Annotated in this window: 17 protein-coding genes; 4 read left to right on the top strand and 13 right to left on the bottom strand. The window is 62.6% G+C overall.

Features of this window, described 5'->3' with window-relative positions:
- The first annotated feature begins 39 nt into the window (after positions 1-39).
- Both V4T21_RS01950 and uxaC read left to right on the top strand, forming a co-directional pair.
- Positions 40-1,512, top strand: coding sequence for a mannitol dehydrogenase family protein (locus V4T21_RS01950; protein WP_332712274.1), 1,473 nt, complete (start codon positions 40-42; stop codon positions 1,510-1,512).
- Positions 1,513-1,555: 43 nt separating this feature from the next.
- Positions 1,556-2,962, top strand: a complete 1,407-nt coding sequence (gene uxaC, locus V4T21_RS01945; protein ID WP_332712271.1) for a glucuronate isomerase — start codon at positions 1,556-1,558, stop codon at positions 2,960-2,962.
- A gap of 174 nt (positions 2,963-3,136) precedes the next feature.
- On the opposite strand, the gene V4T21_RS01940 is transcribed toward uxaC, so the two are convergent.
- From V4T21_RS01940 to V4T21_RS01920, 5 genes are all read right to left on the bottom strand, one after another.
- On the bottom strand, positions 3,137-5,470 hold the full coding sequence (locus tag V4T21_RS01940; RefSeq protein ID WP_332712268.1) for a DUF7133 domain-containing protein: 2,334 nt from the start codon (positions 5,468-5,470) through the stop codon (positions 3,137-3,139).
- A 61-nt stretch (positions 5,471-5,531) separates the two neighbouring features.
- Positions 5,532-5,954 (bottom strand): c-type cytochrome, encoded by a 423-nt coding sequence (locus V4T21_RS01935; RefSeq protein WP_332712266.1) that lies wholly within the window; start codon positions 5,952-5,954, stop codon positions 5,532-5,534.
- 45 nt (positions 5,955-5,999) lie between these two features.
- Positions 6,000-7,532, bottom strand: a complete 1,533-nt coding sequence (locus V4T21_RS01930) for a tripartite tricarboxylate transporter permease (protein ID WP_332712263.1) — start codon at positions 7,530-7,532, stop codon at positions 6,000-6,002.
- A 9-nt stretch (positions 7,533-7,541) separates the two neighbouring features.
- A complete protein-coding gene (locus V4T21_RS01925; RefSeq protein WP_332712261.1) occupies positions 7,542-8,060 on the bottom strand; it encodes a tripartite tricarboxylate transporter TctB family protein in 519 nt (172 codons plus the stop codon).
- Between the two features lie 53 nt (positions 8,061-8,113).
- Positions 8,114-9,148, bottom strand: coding sequence for a Bug family tripartite tricarboxylate transporter substrate binding protein (locus V4T21_RS01920; protein ID WP_332712258.1), 1,035 nt, complete (start codon positions 9,146-9,148; stop codon positions 8,114-8,116).
- A gap of 327 nt (positions 9,149-9,475) precedes the next feature.
- Here V4T21_RS01920 and V4T21_RS01915 point away from each other — a divergent pair, with 327 nt between their 5' ends.
- A complete protein-coding gene (locus tag V4T21_RS01915; RefSeq protein ID WP_332712255.1) occupies positions 9,476-10,171 on the top strand; it encodes a GntR family transcriptional regulator in 696 nt (231 codons plus the stop codon).
- A 130-nt stretch (positions 10,172-10,301) separates the two neighbouring features.
- On the opposite strand, the gene V4T21_RS01910 is transcribed toward V4T21_RS01915, so the two are convergent.
- The 4 genes from V4T21_RS01910 to V4T21_RS01895 form a co-directional block, all read right to left on the bottom strand.
- Positions 10,302-11,231, bottom strand: a complete 930-nt coding sequence (locus V4T21_RS01910) for a sugar phosphate isomerase/epimerase family protein (protein WP_332712253.1) — start codon at positions 11,229-11,231, stop codon at positions 10,302-10,304.
- A 139-nt stretch (positions 11,232-11,370) separates the two neighbouring features.
- Complete coding sequence (locus tag V4T21_RS01905; protein ID WP_332712251.1) at positions 11,371-11,928, bottom strand: isopentenyl-diphosphate Delta-isomerase; 558 nt, start codon at positions 11,926-11,928, stop codon at positions 11,371-11,373.
- Positions 11,928-12,845 (bottom strand): TatD family hydrolase, encoded by a 918-nt coding sequence (locus V4T21_RS01900; RefSeq protein WP_332712248.1) that lies wholly within the window; start codon positions 12,843-12,845, stop codon positions 11,928-11,930. Before V4T21_RS01900 ends, V4T21_RS01905 begins: the two co-directional genes overlap by 1 nt.
- Before the next feature lie 37 nt (positions 12,846-12,882).
- A complete protein-coding gene (locus V4T21_RS01895) occupies positions 12,883-13,758 on the bottom strand; it encodes an EboA domain-containing protein (protein WP_332712246.1) in 876 nt (291 codons plus the stop codon).
- Between the two features lie 67 nt (positions 13,759-13,825).
- On the opposite strand from V4T21_RS01895, the gene V4T21_RS01890 reads away from it, so the two are divergent.
- Positions 13,826-15,208, top strand: a complete 1,383-nt coding sequence (locus V4T21_RS01890) for an alkaline phosphatase family protein (RefSeq protein WP_332712244.1) — start codon at positions 13,826-13,828, stop codon at positions 15,206-15,208.
- Between the two features lie 22 nt (positions 15,209-15,230).
- Here the strand turns inward: V4T21_RS01890 and V4T21_RS01885 are convergent, their stop codons facing one another.
- Genes V4T21_RS01885 through V4T21_RS01870 form a run of 4 tightly spaced genes read right to left on the bottom strand, consistent with a single transcriptional unit; the run spans position 15,231 to position 18,845 of the window.
- Positions 15,231-16,097: a UbiA family prenyltransferase gene (locus V4T21_RS01885; protein WP_332712241.1), complete on the bottom strand. Its 867-nt coding sequence runs from the start codon at positions 16,095-16,097 to the stop codon at positions 15,231-15,233.
- Positions 16,094-17,287 carry a metabolite traffic protein EboE gene (gene eboE / locus V4T21_RS01880; RefSeq protein WP_332712238.1) on the bottom strand — a complete coding sequence of 398 codons (1,194 nt, stop codon included), beginning with the start codon at positions 17,285-17,287 and terminating at the stop codon, positions 16,094-16,096. The genes V4T21_RS01885 and eboE overlap by 4 nt, the downstream gene beginning before the upstream one ends.
- Positions 17,287-18,522, bottom strand: a complete 1,236-nt coding sequence (locus V4T21_RS01875; RefSeq protein WP_332712235.1) for a 3-dehydroquinate synthase — start codon at positions 18,520-18,522, stop codon at positions 17,287-17,289. Before V4T21_RS01875 ends, eboE begins: the two co-directional genes overlap by 1 nt.
- Entirely contained in the window at positions 18,513-18,845 is a 333-nt protein-coding gene (locus V4T21_RS01870; RefSeq protein ID WP_332712232.1) for a hypothetical protein, read from the bottom strand. The genes V4T21_RS01875 and V4T21_RS01870 overlap by 10 nt, the downstream gene beginning before the upstream one ends.
- Positions 18,846-18,989 lie beyond the last annotated feature (144 nt).

The following is an 18,989-nucleotide window of genomic DNA, read 5'->3' as shown; positions in this document are numbered from 1 at the left end:
GCAATCGATTTGTCGCCAGCGACAGCCATGAGGTCCACGATGCAGCGTCTCAATTCCGCCCGGCTGACCGGCCTCGCGCCGGCTGTCGCAATCCCCGCCTATGATAGGCAAAGCGTAACGGCGGGCATCGTCCATATCGGGATCGGCGCGTTCCATCGCGGCCATATGGCGGTCTATATCGACGACATGCTGGCGACCGATCCGAGCTGGGGCATTGTCGGGGCGAGCGTGCGGCGGCCCGACACCAAGGCCGCTCTGGCGCCGCAGGACTACCTCTATTCGGTGACAGCCAGGGATGCCGAGGGCGCGCAGACGCGGGTGGTCGGGTCGGTGATCGATATCCTCGACGCCTCCCAGGACACCCAGCCGCTGATCACGCGCATGGCCGATCCGGCGATCCGCATCTTTTCGCTGACAGTGACCGAAAAGGGCTATTGCCACGACTCCGCCAGCGGACATCTTTTGGCCCACCACCCCGACATCATCCACGATCTCTCCCACCCCAACCAGCCCCGCAGCGTGCCCGGCATCATCGTCGCCGCGCTCGAGCGTCGGCGCGCGCATGGGCGTCCGGGAGTGACGGTTCTCAGTTGCGACAATCTGCAGGGCAATGGGCAGATCGCCCGCCGGACGGTTCTCGAATTCGCCCGGCTCTGGAACGCCTCGCTGGCCGACTGGATCGAGGCCAATGTCAGTTTTCCCTCCACCATGGTCGACAGGATCGTGCCGGCACTTTCGGCAAGCGACAAGGACGATGTCGGCGAGATTCTGGGGTTCGAAGATGCCTGGCCGGTGATCACCGAACCGTTCAGCCAATGGGTGGTCGAGGACGATTTCGCCGCCGGGCGCCCCGATCTGGCATCGGCCGGCGTGCAGCTTGTGGCCGATGTCGAACCTTTCGAGCTCATGAAGCTGCGCATGCTCAATGGCTCCCATTCGACAATTGCCTATCTGGGCCAGCTCGCGGGCTATGATTTCGTTTCGACGTCGGTGGAGAACGATACGATCCGCAGCCTGCTGTTCGCGCTGATGAGCCAGGAAGTGATCCCGACGCTGGATGTGCCGGGCATTGATCTGGAAGACTATCGCGACAGGCTGCTTAAGCGGTTTTCCAACCCCGCGCTGCAGCATCGTTGCGCGCAGATCGCCATGGATGGCAGCCAGAAGCTGCCCCAGCGCATCTTGATGCCGATCCGCGAGCGGCTGGAGAACGGGCAATCGATCGAATTGCTTTGCCTCACCCTCGCCGGGTGGATCGCTTATCTTGCCCGCACGGTTCGCAACGAGGAAACGCTGAGCGATCCCCTTGCCGAACGGTTGCAGCAGGCGGTGCGCGGCAGCACCGACATTGCGAGTCTCGTCGCCGCGATCTTTTCGATCACCGAAATCTTCGGTGAGGACCTGGCGGACGTCGCGCTTGTGCGCGAGCCCGTGGAGCGCCACGTCGCGCTGCTCGAAGCCGAAGGTGTCGAGCCGGCCATCACGGCGGCGCTCGCGCGGGCGGGGAGCTAATTTTACCGGGGCGAATGGCCCCGGCTCAAATCAAGGAGGTTCCATGTCGTTGCTGCACCCTGACCGGCTTTTTTCGGCCAATCCCATCGAGCGCGACATCGCGCGGAACCTGTTCGAGAGCGTCAGCCACCTGCCTATCGTGAGCCCGCACGGCCATACCGATCCGCGCTGGTACGCCCGCAACGAGAATTTCGCCAATCCCGCCGAACTGCTCGTCGTTCCGGACCATTATGTGTTCCGGATGCTGTTCAGCCAGGGCGTCCGGCTCGAGGATATCGGCATCGCCACGCTGAGCGGCGAACCGGTGGAAACCGATCCGCGCGCCATCTGGCGGCGCTTTGCCGAACACTATCATCTGTTCGCCGGCACGCCGACGCGCATGTGGCTCGACCATACGTTCGAGACCCTGTTCGACCTTCACAAACCGCTGGGCCTCAAGAACGCCGACGCCTATTACGACCGCATCGCCGAACGGCTGGCGCAAGACGATTACAAGCCGCGCGCGCTTTTCGAGCGCTTCGGCATCGAGGTCATCGCCACCACCGAAGGGGCGCTCGACGACCTGCGATGGCACGATGAAATCAAGGCGAGCGGTTGGCAGGGACGAGTCGTCACCACCTATCGTCCCGACGCGGTGATCGACCCCGATTTCGAAGGCTTTGCCGCCAATCTCGACGCATTCGGGGACCTCACCGATTGCGACACCGGACGCTGGCAGGGCTATCTCGACGCCCATCGCAAGCGCCGGGCCTTCTTCAAGCAGCGCGGCGCCACGGCGTCCGACCACGGACACCCGACCGCCGATACGGCCAATCTTTCCGACGACGCGGCGGGCGATTTGTTCGACCGCGTGCGCGCCGGCAAGGCGAACGCCGAGGACCACCGGCTGTTCAGGGCGCAGATGCTGACCGAAATGGCCAAGATGAGCCTCGACGACGGGCTGGTGATGCAGCTCCATCCAGGCTCCTTCCGCAACCATTCCTCCGCAATCTTCGGGCGTTTCGGACGCGACAAGGGGTTCGATATCCCCTCGCGCACCGATTATGTCGGGGCGCTGCAGCCCCTGCTCTCGGCGGTGGGACTGGACCCACGGCTCACCTTCATCATCTTTACGCTCGATGAATCGGCCTATTCGCGCGAACTGGCGCCGCTGGCCGGCGTCTATCCGGCGCTCAAGCTCGGGCCGGCATGGTGGTTCCACGACAGCCCGGAAGGCATGCGGCGCTATCGCGAGCTGACCACCGAGACGGCGGGCTTTTACAACAGCGTCGGGTTCAACGACGACACCCGCGCCTTCCCCTCGATCCCGGCCCGGCACGACATCGCCCGCCGCGTCGATTCCGCATTCCTCGCGCGTCTGGTCGCCGACCACCGCATTCGGGAAGACGAGGCGGCGGGGCTGATCCAAGAGCTGTCCTATGGATTGGCCAAGAAGGCCTATCGGCTCTAAGAGACCGAAAACCAATACGATGATTGCGATTGAGCCGGCCCGATAGCTTCGGGCCGGCTCAATCATTTATACACCGCCGAAACGAACCGGGCTGGCGCCTCGAAAAGCCGCGCGGACCGCGCAACAAAAAAGAGGGGCCGAAGCCCCTCTTTCCATCTCGTGCAGTTTTGGACGTTACTGGTCCTTGCCGGGCCAGGTCATCAGCGCGGTAACGCCTGCGATGCGACCGGCCACCGCTTCATCCTCGCCCAGGGCAAGGAAGTCTTCGGGGGCTTCTTCCAGGGCCAGCATCGGGATGCCGTCGATCTCGGTCATTGCCGATTCTTCGCGCTGCGGAGCATTGGCAGCCCGCTGTTCGGCAAGCTGTTCGGCCGCCTCGGCATCGGCTGCGTTCACTTCCGCGTTGAAATCGGCAAACGCACGCTCGCCAAGATCGCCAACCGTCCAGGAACCGGCCTGGCTGCGCGGCAGCGCAGGGGCAAGACCAGGATCGGCAACGCCGGCGAGCACAACTTCGAGACCCAGAAGGGCCGCTTCACGCTGCCAGGCCGGACGCTCGGACGCACCAATCGCCGAAAGCATATCGGTGACGTCGTCGGCCGAACCGACACGGGCAAGTCCCGAGGTCACGGTCGTGATGGCGTTACGAACGCCAGCGCTACCGTTTTCCAGCGCGAACAGAGCGTGGAGCAGATCGATGACCTCTTCGTCACGGACACCGCTCAGCGCGGCATCGAGGGCGATATAGTCGGCGCCGTACATATCGATGACGTCGATGATCGCATCGAGACGGTTGGCATCGTCCAATTCACCGACCGAAGCGGCGAGCTGGTACTGAACCTGCCAATCATTGGCGGTGTTACCGATAAGGCCCAGGACAGCTTCCACGACTTCCGCGTTTCCTTCGCTGAGGAAACCTTCGGAAATCCGCAGGGCGGCTGCCTTGATATCCCGGTTGGCATCGCCGAGCGCGGCGATGACCAGTTCGGGATCGACCGCATCGAGACCATCGAGTGTCCACAGGGCGTGGAGGCGGGCGACGTCGTCGGCATCGGAGTTGAACAGCTCGGTCAGCGCCGGAACGGCGTCGGCCTGCTGCTGCACCACGATCAGACGCTGTGCGTGATCGCGATACCAGCCGTTTTCATTCTCGAGCAGGCCCACCAGTTCCTCGGGCGAGGACTGGGTGAGATCGACGGCTTCGGACGCAGTGCCGTCTTCGTGGCTTACCCGGTAAATACGGCCGTTGGCACCGTGGGTGTCGCCAAGATCGTGCTCGTCGACCCAATTCTTGAGGTAGTTGGTGAGGAACACGGCGTCCTGAATGATGCCGTGGTAGAGATCGAGCACATAGAGCGCGCCGTCGGGACCGGTCATGGTGTAAACCGGGCGGAAACGCTCTTCGGTGGAGGTGAGGAAATCACCACGCTCATAGGCTTTGCGCAGGTAGATGCCCGCGCCGCTGTCCTGAAGCGTGCTCATGGTGACGAGCTGGGCCGCGGGTTCGGGCACGAACACATTGCCATAGTCGCTGCCCTGAAGGGCGGTGCCACGGTGCACGGCCAGGCCGCCGGCCGAGGTCAGCTCCATCATCGCGCCGTTCTCGTCGAGAACGCCATCGACATAGCCGCGGTTGATGCCCGGGGTGGGGCGGATGGGCCAGACGCGGTTGGCGTCGCGGCTCGGACCGCCGATCCACTCATGATTGCCGCGGTTGCGCGTGAACACGGTGCTGCGGCCATAATAATGATCGGGAACGTAGCTCATCGAGGGTGCGGCGGAGTTGCCCTGGCGCAGGATGCGGCCCTGGTCGTCGGCGGCAACACCCCATTGCGAGATGGAGATGCCGCGCGCGACATCGAAGCCCTCGCCGTTCCACTCGTAAACCTCGTCGAGGTAGGCGTTGTAGATACGGTTGTCGATGTTCCAGAACATGCCGTTGGGGTTGTGCTCGATCGAGCCGCCCAGGGCGCCATAATTGCCTTCGGTGATCGGCGTCTTGCTGTCGGCAACATCGTCGCCGTCGGTATCTTCGAGCAGCCAGATATTGGGCGATTCACCCAGCAGAACCTTGCCCGGCTCCAGGATCAGCAGCGAACGCGGCAGGATCAGTTCGTCGGCGAACACCTTGCGGTCGTCCATGACGCCGTCGCCATCGGTATCCTCGAGGATGACCACCGAGCTCGATGGTGTCGCCGCCGTGAGATCTTCAAGGTTGAGCATGAAGGTCGTCTCGACGACCCAGAGGCGGCCCTGATAGTCCCACTGCATGACAATGCCGTCACCGAGCAGCGGCTCGGAGGCCACCAGATCGATGGAGTAGCCGGGAGGCAGGGTGAAGGTTTCCAGCGAGTCCTGGGGCTCCATATAGCCGAAATTGTCCGGCAGGGGCTGGAACTCGGGCGGCCAGACCTGTTCGGACTGCGCGAGCGCCGTCCCGGTCATCAGGGCGCATGTCAGCGCGGTGAGCGCCAGCACGTTCCCGTGGTTTCTTTTCCTGGTGGTCATAGTCTGCTCCTCCTCATGATTGCGACCGAGATCGCCAATCGTGCCAATAAACATGGTGTCGCTACTGTCCGAACCGGATGGTTTCGAGCTCGGCTGGATCGGTGGGCAGCGCGACGTCACCAGCCTGCATGCCGTTGCTCTGGGCGATGAAGGCGATGATCGTGGAGACCTGCGCGTCGGAGAGCGAGCCGGGCGCATCGGCCGGCATCAGGTCCTGGATATAGCCGTGGAATTCCGACACGGGCCGGTCGAGCCACGAAAAGTTCGCGCCCGAAAGCTGGGGAGCCGAAAAGCCTTCCAGTTCGGCGCCGTGGCATGCAGCGCAAGAGCGCTGGTAGTTGGCGCCGCCGCCGATCGCCTGGGCGGCGGTGAAGGTGATCGGGCTCAGTTCGCTCGCACCATCCTGAGCCGACACGCCGCCGGCCGCGAAGAGTCCAAGGCCGATGGCGATCGCAAGGGGAGACAGTTTGATCGCGTATTTCATTGTTTACTCCTGGAGTACTGCGGACCATACGGCCCGCGTGGATTGCTAGCGCTCGGCCGTTCCCGAGCGGGCCGAAGAGAGACCGGCAAACAGGTTCTTCATCTTCCGCGAGACGGCGGGAATGCTCATCAGGATGGTGAGGACGACGATCGCACACAGCACGGCGCTGATCGGCCGGGTGAAGAACGGCGTCCAATCCCCATTGGTGAGGCCAAGGCCGCGACGCAGGTTGAGATCGAGCAGATCGCCCAGCACGATGCCCAGGACGAGCGGCGCCATGGGGTATTTCATCTCCCGCAGCAGGAAACCTATGACGCCGAAGGCGAGCATGACATAGACATCGAACATGCGCTGGGTGACGGCGAACGAACCGACCACGCACAGCACGGCGATGACCGCCATTAACCGCTCCTGGGGGACCGTCACGATCCGGATGAAGACCTTGGTGAGCGACAGCCCGAAGATGAGGTTGGCAAAGGTCGCCAGAAGCAACATGCCGATGACCTGATAGAGGAAGGCCGCGTTTTCGATCATCAGCATCGGCCCGGGGCGGATGCCGTGGATGTACATCGCCGCAATCAGCACGGCAGCAGCGGCCGAACCCGGTAGCGCCAGGGTCAGGGTGGGGATCATGGCGGCCGACACGACGGCATTGTCGCCGGTCTCGGCTGCGATGAGGCCTTCCTGGCTGCCCTTGCCGTATTCCTCGGGCTTCTTCGAGAGCCGCTTGGCGGCCGCGTAGGAGCTCCACGCACCCACGTCCTCGCCCACGCCGGGGATAATGCCGACGAAGGTTCCGATGATCCCCGAACGAATGATCGTGCGCCAGTGGACGAAGATCTCCTTGAGCCGGGGCACGACCCGGTCGTTGACCGAGGCGACGCGCGCCTTGCTGCGGCTCTTGATCTGGCTCAGAATCTCGGCCAGCCCGAACGCGCCGACCATGGCCGGGATGATATCGATGCCGGCCGACAATTGCGGAATACCGAATGTGAACCGCTGGTAGGCGTGCAGGCTCTCCATGCCGATCATGGCGACCAGTAGGCCGATGATACCCGCGATATAACCCTTGAGGGGCGTATCGCTTCCGCTCATCTGGCCGGAAATGATCACGCCGAACAGCGCGAGCCAGAAAAATTCATAGGAGCCGAACCGAAGCGCCACTTCCGACAGAAGCGGACCGATCAGTCCCAGAAAGAAGATGCCGACTATGGTGCCCAGCGTCGAGGCACTGGTCGCCAGCCCCATGGCCAGCCCCGCCTTGCCTTGAAGCGCCAGGGGGTGTCCATCGAGCGTCGCGGCGGCATTGGCCGGCGTACCGGGAATGTTGAGCAGGATCGCCGTGCGGCTGCCGCCGTAAATTGCACCCAGATAGACGCACATCAGAGTGAGGATGGCCTGCTCGGGCGCCATCTTGTAGGTGAGCGTAACGAGCAGCGCGACGCCCATCGTCGCGGTCAAGCCGGGCAGAAGCCCGATGGCCAGCCCCAGAAGGGTGGCCCAGGCGACGTTGAACAATCCTTCCGGCGTCAGGAAAAACCCGATCCCCTGCGCCAGCAATATCAATCCATCAAACATTGACGATTCCTATGGCAGGCGGACGAGGAAGATCTGCGCGAAGAGGTAGTAGATGCCACCTCCGCAGACCACCGCTGTCGCCAGCCCCCAGAATACGGACCGCACGAGCGGCACCGGTTCCCGCGTGAGCACCACTTCCATGGTGACTATGAACGCAAAGATGAAGACCATGGCCGAGGCCCAGAAGGGCAGCCAACCCACGAGAACGAGAGTGAAAATAAAGATCAGCGCCAGCCCGGCGATGACGCGCGCGACCTGCATGGTGCCAAAAAGAAGGAACAGGTCCCGCCAGCTTCCGGCCCTGGCACGCCAGGCGTTAAGGCCCAGCAGCGCGCCCAGCACGGCCAGCGCGAAACCCAGGACCATCGGCACGAGGCCGGGGATCGTACTGGGATGGACGCCGCGCGCTTCGAGACGCGGCATTGTGTAGGAGTGGTAGAAGACGAACAGACCGATAACGACCAGAATGACGGCAGTCACCAGGTCAGCCCGGGCCCTTACGCCCTGCTCACCCGTTTCGGTTTCCATAATGCTTCCTCTGGAAGATGTGGGCCGGGGTTTCCCCCGGCCCTGGATAGAGTTTACTGCAGCGGGGTTTCGGTCCCGGCTTCGCAGTCCACACCGATCGTCGAAGGATCGTTGACCGCATCGCCGCGATCGACAGCCGCGCAAGCCTGCGCGACGACAGTAGCGGAAACCATTTCACGGGCCTCGGCGCCGTAAGCCGGCGTAAAGAGCGCACCAGCGGTTTCAGCGTAGCTCTGGAGCTGTTCGGAATTGGCGACCGACTCGCCCCAAATTCCATCGAGCGTAGCAATCACGTCTTCGGGGATGCCCTTGGGAGCCAGGACGCCGAAGTAGTTGTAGGAGATTTCGATTTCCGGCAGCCATTCGGTCACCGGCGGAATCGGGGCCACGCCTTCGATGGTCAGCGGCTGGTCCGAAAGCACGGCCAGGGCACGCAGACGGCCACCGCGGATCAGTTCGGCCTGTTCGCCGGCCAACTGGGTGGTGACCATGGATTCGCCCGATGCCGTAGCGATCGTGGCCGGTCCGCCGCCTTCATAGGCGACCAGATTGTACTCAAACCCACCGGCTTCGCCCAAGGTCGCGATAGCCGTACCGCCTGCCGAGCTGATGCCGGCGGTGGCAACGGTGATGCCGGCGCCATCTTCCTGGAACGCAGCCAGAAGCTGGCCGAAATCCTCGTAGGGGCTGTCGGCGGGCACGCTGATGACCGAAACGTTGGCAACGCTGAGATAAAGGTGCCAGTCGTCGATCGTCGTGCCTTCGATAAGGCCGGTCACCGCATAGGTGGCGGCGTCGGCAACGCCGGTCGCGAGCAGCGTGTAGCCGTCACGTTCGGAAGCCAGAACTTCCTGCGTGCCCACGGCGCCCGAGGCACCGGGCTGGTTGACCACGACGACGTCGGTGCCGAGCTGCTCGGCCAGAATCGGCGCGGTGACGCGCGTCACCTGATCGGTAGCACCGCCGGCGCCCCACGGCACGATGATGTTGATGGGACGATCGGGCGCCCACTCCTGGGCGAAGGACGACACGGCGGTCGCCGAAATAGCCGCGACCGCGATTGCGGTCACCAATGAAAATTTCTTCATATTTTTCCTCCCGGGTAGTGTCAGGGGCTGACAGACCCCGACGTTCTCACTAGGATACTAGCATACACCGACTGAGTTTCAAGCCGCAACCCCAAACTTTGGAGCCCATGGCACCCGCCCCGCACGGAAATAATTTTCCAAGAACACTGCCCAAAACCACTGGGAAACGGACACGCGCGGGGCATGGGCAAGTTGAATACTACGACACATCGGGCTAGATCATAAGACCAAAGTCGGAGAACCGGCGGGACGATTGTATCGACCCTGCTTCGACCAAGAAAATACCGGAGGGAACGTGAATACCTATAGCTGGGGAAAGGATTGTCAGTGGCCAAGGTAATGGACGACAGGAGATCGGTCGAAGAACGCTATGTCGAAGCGCTCGGCGATGCCAGGATCGACTTCACGCGGTCGATGGCGCCCCAGATCTACGATCTGATGCGCAAAATAATCGTGCAGAATCGGATTGGCCCGGGCACGCCGATCTATGAAGCGAAATTTGCCGAGATCATCGGCGTCAGCCGGACCCCGCTTCGTGCCGCCATGCAGCAATTGGCCAAGGAAGGGCTCGTCGAGACCCGTCCCCAGGTCGGCTCCATCGTCGCCCCGATCGATCAAAAGAAGATATTTTCCGCCGTCTTTTGCCGTAGCGCCCTCGAAACCGCTGTCGTCCGTCGACTGGCGGGCATGCGCCCGTTCGACATCGGCCCGTTCCTCAATGTCCTCGCCTTGCAGGAACAGTGTTCGAGCCGTGACGACTATATCGGGTTCTTCGAGGTCGACGAAAGATTCCACGCCCTGCTCGCCGAAGTGGCTGGCGTTCCCGAGGCGTGGCAATTGGTGCTGTCGAGCAAGACCCATGTGGACCGGGCAAGAATGCGGCTGCAAAGCGCCATACCCGGACGGGCCGGCATCGCCTATCGCGAGCATCTCGACATTATCGAGGCCATAAAGGCGGGCGATGTCGAGCTTGCCGTCCAGTGCATGGACAAGCACGTGCGCTCGGCGCTCGATATCATCTAGCGGTTGCCACCCGACACCTCCTACAAACGACGATAGCCGCCTGCGAGAGGCGGCTATCGGGGAAGTTCGGAGGCAACCGGATGATTGAGACTGACGCGGCGGCTAATGGCAGCCGCGCCAGACCAGTCAATCAGTTCGGATCGGTTTCGGCAGTGAGGTACGCATAACCTTCACAGGCCGAGGTGACCCCATCGGGCTCGGGACGATCATTCTCGATGAAGTAGTAATCAACGCCCGCGACGTCGCTGAGATCGAAGACCTCCTGGAAGTTGATGAAGCCCTTGCCAACAGTGGCGAAGGTGATTTCTTCGGCGCCCTCGGCATTGGTGACGTTCTGGGCATCCTTGACGTGAAGCAGCGGGAAACGGCCCGGATTTGCTTCGATCAGTTCCACGGCGTCGGCTGCGCCGATGATCGCCCAGTAGAGGTCGAGCTCGAACGAGACGAGTTCGGGATCGGTTTCGCTCAGAAGGATGTCGTAGCCCGACTGGCCATTGCCGAGATCTTCGAACTCGTGGCCGTGGTTGTGGTAGGCAACGGTGATGCCGGCTTCGCTCAGACCCGCACCGGCTTCGTTGAGCATGGCGGCCAGGTCGGTGTAGTAAGCCGTGGCATCTTCACCTTCGTCCGGACCACCGCTGATGCGGACATAGGTCGCGCCGACGGTCTGGGCGGCTTCGATCACCTGATCGAGCTGATCGGTGAGGTGTTCGGCGTTGACGCCGAGCGAGGGCACGTTGAAGCCGAATTCCTCGGCAAATTCCTGGATCGCCGGAACTTCGACGCCCTGGAAGCTGGGGACGGGACCATCGAAATTGGGGCCCGAGAACTCGATGTTCTCGATACCGCATTCGGTCACGGCCTGGAGCGTGCCGCGGGGGTCCTCGCCGATCTGCGAGCGAACGGTGAACCCGACAAGACCGATCTTTTCGACCGGGATGCCCAGGTGCGACTGGCCCGCGTCTTGGGCCAGCGCCGGAGCGGCGAGTCCAAGCGAGAGAGCCGTAGCGGCAGCACCACTCAAGATGAGCGCATCGAATGCGCGACGTGAAAGCTTCATGATTTCCTCCTCTGGGCTTTCGTTACTGGAATACTAGAGTACGAACCTGTTCCGCGCAAGCGGCTCGATCACCGGAAAATGATAAATATCGCGATGGCGGGGAAAGATTTGCCCGGCAATCGAGCGGGCTGCCCCGGAATCAGGCTTCGAACAGGGCAGCCACGAGCCCGGTTTCGACGTAAATCCTGAACCAGGGCGCATAGCGCTCGGGATGGGTTTTCACGTCGTTTTCGATCTCGTCGAGACCAACGATTCTCAGTTTCGCAACTTCCTGCGGCTGGGCAGTGTCCAAGGCGCAATCGGCGGGCAGTTGCCCGCGATAGCAATCGACGAGCTCGTTTTCGAAAAGCGCCCCGACCTGCGCCTCGTAATAAGTGCGTGCGACCGCCTGAGTCGCGATTTCAATCCCCAGCTCGCGATGGAGGGTTCGCACGACGCAAGCGTCGGGGCTTTCCTGCCAGCGCGGGTGTGAGCAGGCAGAATTGGCCCAGAGCAGCGGGGCGTGATATTTGGTCGCCGCGCGTTGCTGCAACAGCAGCCCGCCACCCTGGAAAAGAAAGACCGATATGGCCAGATGCCTGATGCTGGCGCGATGGGCCTCAAGCTTTTCGATGGGGTAGAACTTGCCGCGATCATCGACGCCGGTGATCAACTCGTCCAGCGCATCCCCGAACGACTCGGGCGAAGTGATGGCCATCACTCGATGATGAGCTTGTTGGCGCCGGCCTTCACATCACCGATCACCGGCTGACGCCCACCCCTCAGGATTGAATTGCCCTCGTGAAGCTGGGTCTGATCGACGCTGATGCCCTCGGCCCAATCGGCTTCGCTCATCTGCCCCGATTGGCCGTAGGCCGCCAGCGCATTGGCATATGTCGCCTTTTTGATCGCTTCTTCCGAGACGCCGCTCTCGCGCGCCAATTGCGCGGTTTTGGGCACGGCCAGGGGATCGGAAATACCCCAATCGGTCGCCGAATCCAGGATCACCTGATCGCCGCCATATGTCTTGAGCAGTTCGACCATCCTGACATTGCCCATCTTGGTCGAGGGATAGATCGAGAATGCCGCCCAGAACCCGCGATCGAGAACGTCCTCGATCGTTTCTTCATTGTTGTGGTCGATCACCACCTTGGTGGGGTCCAGCCCATGTTCGAGGCAGACCTCCATGGATTTGATCGTACCCTTTTTCTTGTCCCGGTGCGGAGTGTGGACCATCACGGGCAGATCGAGTTCCTTGGCCAGTTCGAGCTGGGCGCGGAAATATTTGTCTTCGAGCGGCGTCTGCTCGTCATAGCCGATCTCGCCGATGGCCACGACGCCCTCCTTGAGCGCGAAGCCTGGGAGAATTTCCATCACCCCTTCGGCCAGCGCTTCATTGTTGGCCTCTTTGGAATTGAGCCCGATGGTGCAGTAGTGCCGGATGCCGAACTGGGAGGCGCGGAAACGCTCGAAGCCGACGATGTGGGAAAGATAATCGACGTAAGAACCAACATAGGTGCGCGGCTGCCCAATCCAGAATGACGGCTCGATCAGCGCAACGACGCCCGCGGCGGCCATGGCCTGATAGTCGTCGGTGGTGCGCGAAATCATGTGGGCGTGGGCATCGATAAACATTTGAATTCCCGAAGTTGAAGTTTTTCTCGCCGACAGCTCAGGCGGCGAGCGTTTGCCAGGTGACCGAGCCCGATGCGACGGCCTGCTGCTCGGCCGCCAGCGCGTCGAGCAGGCGGTGTGCCGCAGGATCGGGACTTTCCACCAGACAGAGGGTGGCGGCAAACCGTTCGCCGCGATCGGCGCTTTCGATCAGCGGGACGATATCGTCGAGAACCGCACCTTCCGCGAACGGAGCGATGCACCGCCAGACCTGGAGATCGACGGCGCGACCGGCGGCGCGGCGTTCATGCACATGATCGACAAGCGTCGCCGCCAGCGCGACGTTGCGCCGCTCGTCCAGCCCGACGATGGGGCCAAGAGTGGAATCGATGAACAGCGCCTTGAGCACCATGTGATTCCAGCGGTGTTCCGAAAAAATCTCGGCCGGCACGGGATTATCATGGGCGATGGCTTCAAAGACCGCCTGGATCGAGGTGCGGAGCCCCTCCCCGATCTGCCAATCGAGTGTCTGGCTGACCGGGAACAAGGGCAGCGCCCTGTAGAGACCGAGCAGGGTCGCCAGATCGGCGGTGCGGCACAAATTCTTGTAAATGTCGCCGAAAGCTTCCTGATCGCCGACCAGCGACAGAAGGATCGAGGTGCGTGCCGCGTCGGCCAGGGTCCATGAGCGCGGGTTCCAGCCGGGACGAACTGCATCGGCCTCCGCAAGGTCGCTTTCGCTCGGCGCCAGAGCGCTTTTACCCACCTTACGACCGGCCAGCGCCAGCGCCTGCTCGATCTGGCTGAAGGTCATGCCAGGCGCCTTGGACCGCGCCTCGGCCAGCCATTCGGCAACCGGACGATCAACGGACCGTTCGAGCCAGCGCACGATCAGATCCGCGCTGTTTCCCGCAATATTTTCAGTCGAACCCATTGGACCTCCTCCGTATTTGTATACTAGTATAACCAATCACACCCGTCCATGACGTCCTTAGGCCCCCATGAAAAAAACACTCGTCATCCTCGTCGTCGGCCTCACGCCTTCACTCGTGGGCGAACACACGCCCAATATCGCAAGCCTCGCCCGTCGCGGGGGCCAGCGGCCGCTTACAACGATCACACCGGCCGTCACCTGCTCGGTTCAGGCGACGCTGATGACGGGGCTTACCCCATCCGGCCACGGCGCCGTCGCCAATGGCTGGTATTTCCGCGAAACCTCGGATGTGGCGCTGTGGAAACAATCCGACCATCTGCTGGATGGCGAGATGATCTGGGACGCAGGGCGCAAGATCGACCCCGATTTCACCTGCGCCAAGATGTTCTGGTGGTACAATATGTATTCGAGCGCCGACTGGACAGCGACGCCTCGCCCCATGTATCCGGCCGACGGGCGTAAGGTGCCCGATCACTACACCCAGCCCGGCAGCCTGCGTGATGAACTGAACGCCCGCCTGGGCACCTTCCCGCTGTTCAACTATTGGGGACCCACGGCAAGCCTCAAATCCACCGACTGGATCGTGGGGGCGACCCAATATGTCAACGAGAGCCGCGTCCCGACGCTGACCCTCGTGTATATCCCCCACCTCGATTACGACATCCAGCGCTTCGGCCCCGACCTCGCCCACCCGCGCGTCCAGCAATCGCTCCGCGATGTCGACGCCGCCATCGCGCCCCTGATCGAACAGGCCGAGCGCGAGGGGCGCGAGGTGATCATCGTCTCCGAATATGGCATCACCCCGGTGACCGACGCCGTGCACATCAATCGCGCCCTGCGCGAAGCCGGACTTATCGCCTGGCGCGATGAAATGGGGCGGGAAGTGATCGACCACGGTGCCTCGCGCGCCTTCGCGGTGCCCGATCACCAATTGGCCCATGTCTATGTCCGCGATCCCAACGATATCGAAACGGTCTCGCGCCTCATCGCCGGGCTGGATGGGGTGGAAACCGTGCTCGATGACGAAGGCAAGCGGGCCGCCGGCCTCGATCACCCGCGCTCGGGAGAGCTGGTGGCCATCTCCAAGGCCGACCGCTGGTTTTCCTATTACTATTGGCTCGACGACGCCAAGGCGCCCGACTACGCGGCGACCGTTGATATCCACCGCAAGCCCGGATACGACCCGGTCGAACTGTTCATCGACCCCGACCTGGCGCTTCCCAAGCTGCAGACCATCTGGAAAATCGGCAAGCGCAAGCTCGGCTTCCGGGGGCTGCTCGATATCATCTCGGTCAACCGCACCGATCTGGTCAAAGGCTCGCATGGCCGTATCACCGACCGGGAAGAGGATGGGCCGCTGGTGATTTCCACCCGCCCCGACCTGCTGCCCGAAGGCCCGGTCGCCGCGACCGGCTTCAAGAAACTGGTGCTCGACCACGTGTTCGGCTGACGAGGGATTGCGCGGAAACGCTCTAGGTTCCGCGCACCCATTTTTGCAGCATCAGCGTCAGCGGAAAGCCCAGGCACGCCAGCAGCGCCAGTTCCATATGCCCCTGGCTGGCGATCAGCATCGCATCGAGCAGCGGAATGGCGGCGATGAGCAGCGGTATGGCGCGGCCGAATTGCGGCTTTGGACGGGCCCTTGTGTAGCCGATGGCCACGATATCGGCGGCGATGAGCGCGGCGACGATCAGCAGCAAGGCCGGTTGGCCGAGACCGAGGAACACCCCGTAAATGGGCGCCACCGCCAGGGCGAGGAGCGGCCATAGCCGGCCGACAAGACCAGCGCCCTCCTGCTTGGCGATGAAGGTCAACCCCATCACATGGGCCATGAGGAGCACGGCCCCCAGCCAGAGCGCCGGGCTGGGCGAAGCGACGACCGACAGGGCGGCAGCGACATAGACCATCACCCGGCACAGCCCCATCAGCACGGGGCCAAAGGCGTTTTCCTTGTGGTTGCTGTTGTAGGCGACAATGGTTGCCACGAGCGCCAGCCCGGCGATCCCCACCTGCCAGGCGGTGCCAGCCATGGCTCCCGCCAAAACGAGAAGCACGAGCGCCGCGCCCAACATTCCATAACCCCAGGCGAACACTTCGCCTCGGCCCACCAGACCGGCGGGGATCGGCCGGAAGGGTTGGCTGACCGCATCGAACGGGGCGTCGAAAGCATCGTTGAGGAACATGCCGGCCACATAGGCAAGCCCAGCGCCACAGGTGACGAGCGCGAGCGATGTGGGCGCGACCCCTGCCCCGGCGAGCGCCATTCCGGCCATCGCGTTGGTGAGGACCGTGGGCAAATTGGAAACCCGCCCCAGCCGCAAGGCCGTCGCAACCCTCATTGCTGCAACTCTTTGCGCACCCAGTTGAGCTCGCGCGCAATCGCCTTGCTCATGGGCTGGCCGCGATATTGCTCGGGCAGGACATCCCAGGTGTAGGTTTCGACCTCCAGATGTCCGGAAATCGGATGCTGCCTGTGGAGCGCCAATATCTCGCGCAGAAAAGCCTGCGTCGTACCGAATGCGCCCATATCCTCAAGGAAAACCGGCACGTGGAAATGCACACGCCACTCGCTGCCGATGGCCTTGTCGATATCTTCGAGCGCCGGGCCCAGATCGAGCCATTTGTCGAGCGACGCGCCCTTTTGTCCAACCACCTGATGGAGATAGGTGGGCTCGGCAAAGGGCGCCAGCAGCGCCGCCGTGTCGGAATCCACCGAGGCAAAGCGCAGCGCGGAGCTGAGTTGCAGCTTGAAAATGGGGATGCCGGCGGCGCGAAGGGCCGCAATCGAGCCCTGCGGGTCCTCAAATTCGATCGCCGCGTGACAGACATCGTAGCAAAGCCCAAGATGCTCGCGCAGCGCCCTGGCCGCATCCTCGTGCGACAGGCCCGTCAACTCGGCAAGCTGGCGCGCCGCCGCATCCGAATAGAGATGGGCGGTGAAAAAATCGATGGCCTCTGCGATGGTTTCAAGCATGCAGCAGGGCTCGGGTTCGAGCGCCAGCGTGATGTGCCGGCCCGTCCGCCGGCGAAGCTCGACCAGATGGGCGGCGTTGCGCACGAGGTTGGAAACGATGCCCTCGACACCATTTTCGGCCCAGGGCGCAAACGTGCCCGGCACCGTGCTGATGCTGCCGGTCATTCCATCGGGCAGGAGCTCGGCGAGAAGGTCGGCCAACCAATTGGTATAGTCGAGGCGATCGGGATCGGCCCAATCAGGGCTATAGACGTTTTCCTTGACCCGAACGCCGTGGAAATCCCCGAAAGGGAAGCCGTTGATGGTGAAGACATAGGCGTTGTTCTCGGCGAGGAACGCCTTGAGCTCATCGAGCGCCGCGCCATCGGCCAGATCGCGCGTTGCCGCCGCGGAGAGGCGGAGCCCGATGCCGAACGGCACTTCGCCCGCGACCTCGGCCCTGATGCTTGGGACGTTTTCCCGCAACGCGGCGAGCGTTTCGGGCCAGGTTTCGCCTTTGTGAATGTTGGTGCAATAGGTCAACTGCCCCAGATCCTGCGAGCCGGAAAGCTTCATCACGCACCTGCCCGCGACTTGAGATTGGCGATGGCCTGAACCATCTTTTCGGCGTCGATCTCATGGACTTCGAGCCCGGTGCCGAGCGCCTCGATGAGGGTGATGGTGAGTTCGCCCCCCAGATGCTCCCTAAATTCGCGCAGCCCCTCGAGCAGCCGGCTTTGGCCGCCTTCTTCCTTTTCGAGCATGGGATGCCAGAGCGAAAAGCCCAGCCCGAGCAGCACGTTGCGAACCCGCTCATTGGCCTGGGGCGGCAGAAGGCCGGCGAGAACCGCATATTCGGTATCGAGCGCGATGCCGATCGCGACAGCCTCGCCATGGCGCACCGAAAAGCCGGTCAGCATTTCGAGACGATGGGCGGCCCAATGCCCGAAATCGAGCGGCCGCGCCGTGCCCGTTTCAAACGGATCCCCGCCCTGCCCGATCTGGCGCATGTGCAATTCGGCGCAACGCTGGATCATATAGGCCATGGCCTGCGCATCGAACCGGGCAAGTTCGCCAACCGATGCTTCGAGCCATTCGAAGAACACGCCATCGCGGATCAGCGCCACCTTGACCGCCTCGGCGATGCCCGAACGCTTTTCGCGCTCGGGCAGGCTCTCGATGAAATCGTAATCGTTGAAGACCGCGAAGGGCGGCGCGAAGGTGCCGAAAAAGTTCTTGGAGCCGAAGAGATTGACGCCGTTTTTCACGCCCACGCCGGAATCGTTTTGCGACAAGACGGTGGTGGGAATGCGAATGTGCCGAATTCCCCGATGCGCGGTCGCCGCCGCCAGCCCCACCGCATCGAGGACGGCGCCCCCGCCGATGGCGATGACATAAGAATGCCTGTCGATATGGTGCTCGACCATCAGGCGCTGCATCTCGACGATCTTTTCGATTCCGCCCTTGATGCTTTCCCCGCCCTCGACCGGCACGGGAGCGGTAACGAGTTCGATATGAGCCCGGTGACGCTCGGCATATCGTCCGATCTCGTCAGCAAGCGTATCGCGCGAAGCCAGAACGCCCTGATCGGCGAAAATCAACACCTTGTGGCGACGATGGGGTTCGAGGCGCCGCAGGGTTTCGACCAGCGCGGTGTTGTCCGGCTTGAAAATGCCACGATAGAACACCACCGGGAAATTATAGGCCACGGAAAAATTCTGCTGCCTCACGGTCACCGCATGGCTATCGCCCGACGTCTCCCGAATATTTGACGGCCGTGTGTCGGCGGCGAGGGGTTCAATCATTGCCATCGCTGGTCCTGCCAATCTTGCAAGCTGCCCGTGCCTTCGGCCGATGAGCGGTTCTTCCCGCTCTTGCGGCCTTCGGCACGGAGATAAAAAAGCGTGAAAATGCCGACGATTGCGGTGGCCGAGCACGACAGCGCCAGGCCACTCCATCCATGATCGGTCATTCCGAGAAGGTGAAGGGCAACGCCCAGCGCCGACGCCGAAAGCGCGGCGAGGAACGAGCCGATGACGATGCAGCGCTCGCACCCCTCATCGCGCGCCCGGTCGCTGACGACCGAAACACCTGATCGCTCCCGCCGCTCCGCCGAGGGATTCGACCCAACCACTTCCACCTCCCAATTCTTCAAAGTGCTAGTATTCTAGAACTCTTGGAAATGTCAAACGGCGCATGGCGTTTGGGGTGACGAAGCTGTGCCTAGGCCTAGAGACGGGCGCGCAAAAATTTAAGGGGTGCAATCTGCCGGTGAGAT

Source organism: Pelagibacterium mangrovi (assembly GCF_036662815.1).
In the GTDB taxonomy this organism is placed as follows: domain Bacteria; phylum Pseudomonadota; class Alphaproteobacteria; order Rhizobiales; family Devosiaceae; genus Pelagibacterium; species Pelagibacterium mangrovi.
This window is presented reverse-complemented; position numbering and strand designations above follow the sequence as displayed.

Coding starts and splice junctions, on each gene's coding strand:
- V4T21_RS01950 (WP_332712274.1), top strand. CDS start 40: ATGCAGCGTCTCAATTCCGCCCGGCTGACCGGCCTCGCGCCGGCTGTC.
- uxaC (WP_332712271.1), top strand. CDS start 1,556: ATGTCGTTGCTGCACCCTGACCGGCTTTTTTCGGCCAATCCCATCGAG.
- V4T21_RS01940 (WP_332712268.1), bottom strand. CDS start 5,470: ATGACCACCAGGAAAAGAAACCACGGGAACGTGCTGGCGCTCACCGCG.
- V4T21_RS01935 (WP_332712266.1), bottom strand. CDS start 5,954: ATGAAATACGCGATCAAACTGTCTCCCCTTGCGATCGCCATCGGCCTT.
- V4T21_RS01930 (WP_332712263.1), bottom strand. CDS start 7,532: ATGTTTGATGGATTGATATTGCTGGCGCAGGGGATCGGGTTTTTCCTG.
- V4T21_RS01925 (WP_332712261.1), bottom strand. CDS start 8,060: ATGGAAACCGAAACGGGTGAGCAGGGCGTAAGGGCCCGGGCTGACCTG.
- V4T21_RS01920 (WP_332712258.1), bottom strand. CDS start 9,148: ATGAAGAAATTTTCATTGGTGACCGCAATCGCGGTCGCGGCTATTTCG.
- V4T21_RS01910 (WP_332712253.1), bottom strand. CDS start 11,231: ATGAAGCTTTCACGTCGCGCATTCGATGCGCTCATCTTGAGTGGTGCT.
- V4T21_RS01905 (WP_332712251.1), bottom strand. CDS start 11,928: ATGGCCATCACTTCGCCCGAGTCGTTCGGGGATGCGCTGGACGAGTTG.
- V4T21_RS01900 (WP_332712248.1), bottom strand. CDS start 12,845: ATGTTTATCGATGCCCACGCCCACATGATTTCGCGCACCACCGACGAC.
- V4T21_RS01895 (WP_332712246.1), bottom strand. CDS start 13,758: ATGGGTTCGACTGAAAATATTGCGGGAAACAGCGCGGATCTGATCGTG.
- V4T21_RS01890 (WP_332712244.1), top strand. CDS start 13,826: ATGAAAAAAACACTCGTCATCCTCGTCGTCGGCCTCACGCCTTCACTC.
- V4T21_RS01885 (WP_332712241.1), bottom strand. CDS start 16,097: ATGAGGGTTGCGACGGCCTTGCGGCTGGGGCGGGTTTCCAATTTGCCC.
- eboE (WP_332712238.1), bottom strand. CDS start 17,287: ATGAAGCTTTCCGGCTCGCAGGATCTGGGGCAGTTGACCTATTGCACC.
- V4T21_RS01875 (WP_332712235.1), bottom strand. CDS start 18,522: ATGGCAATGATTGAACCCCTCGCCGCCGACACACGGCCGTCAAATATT.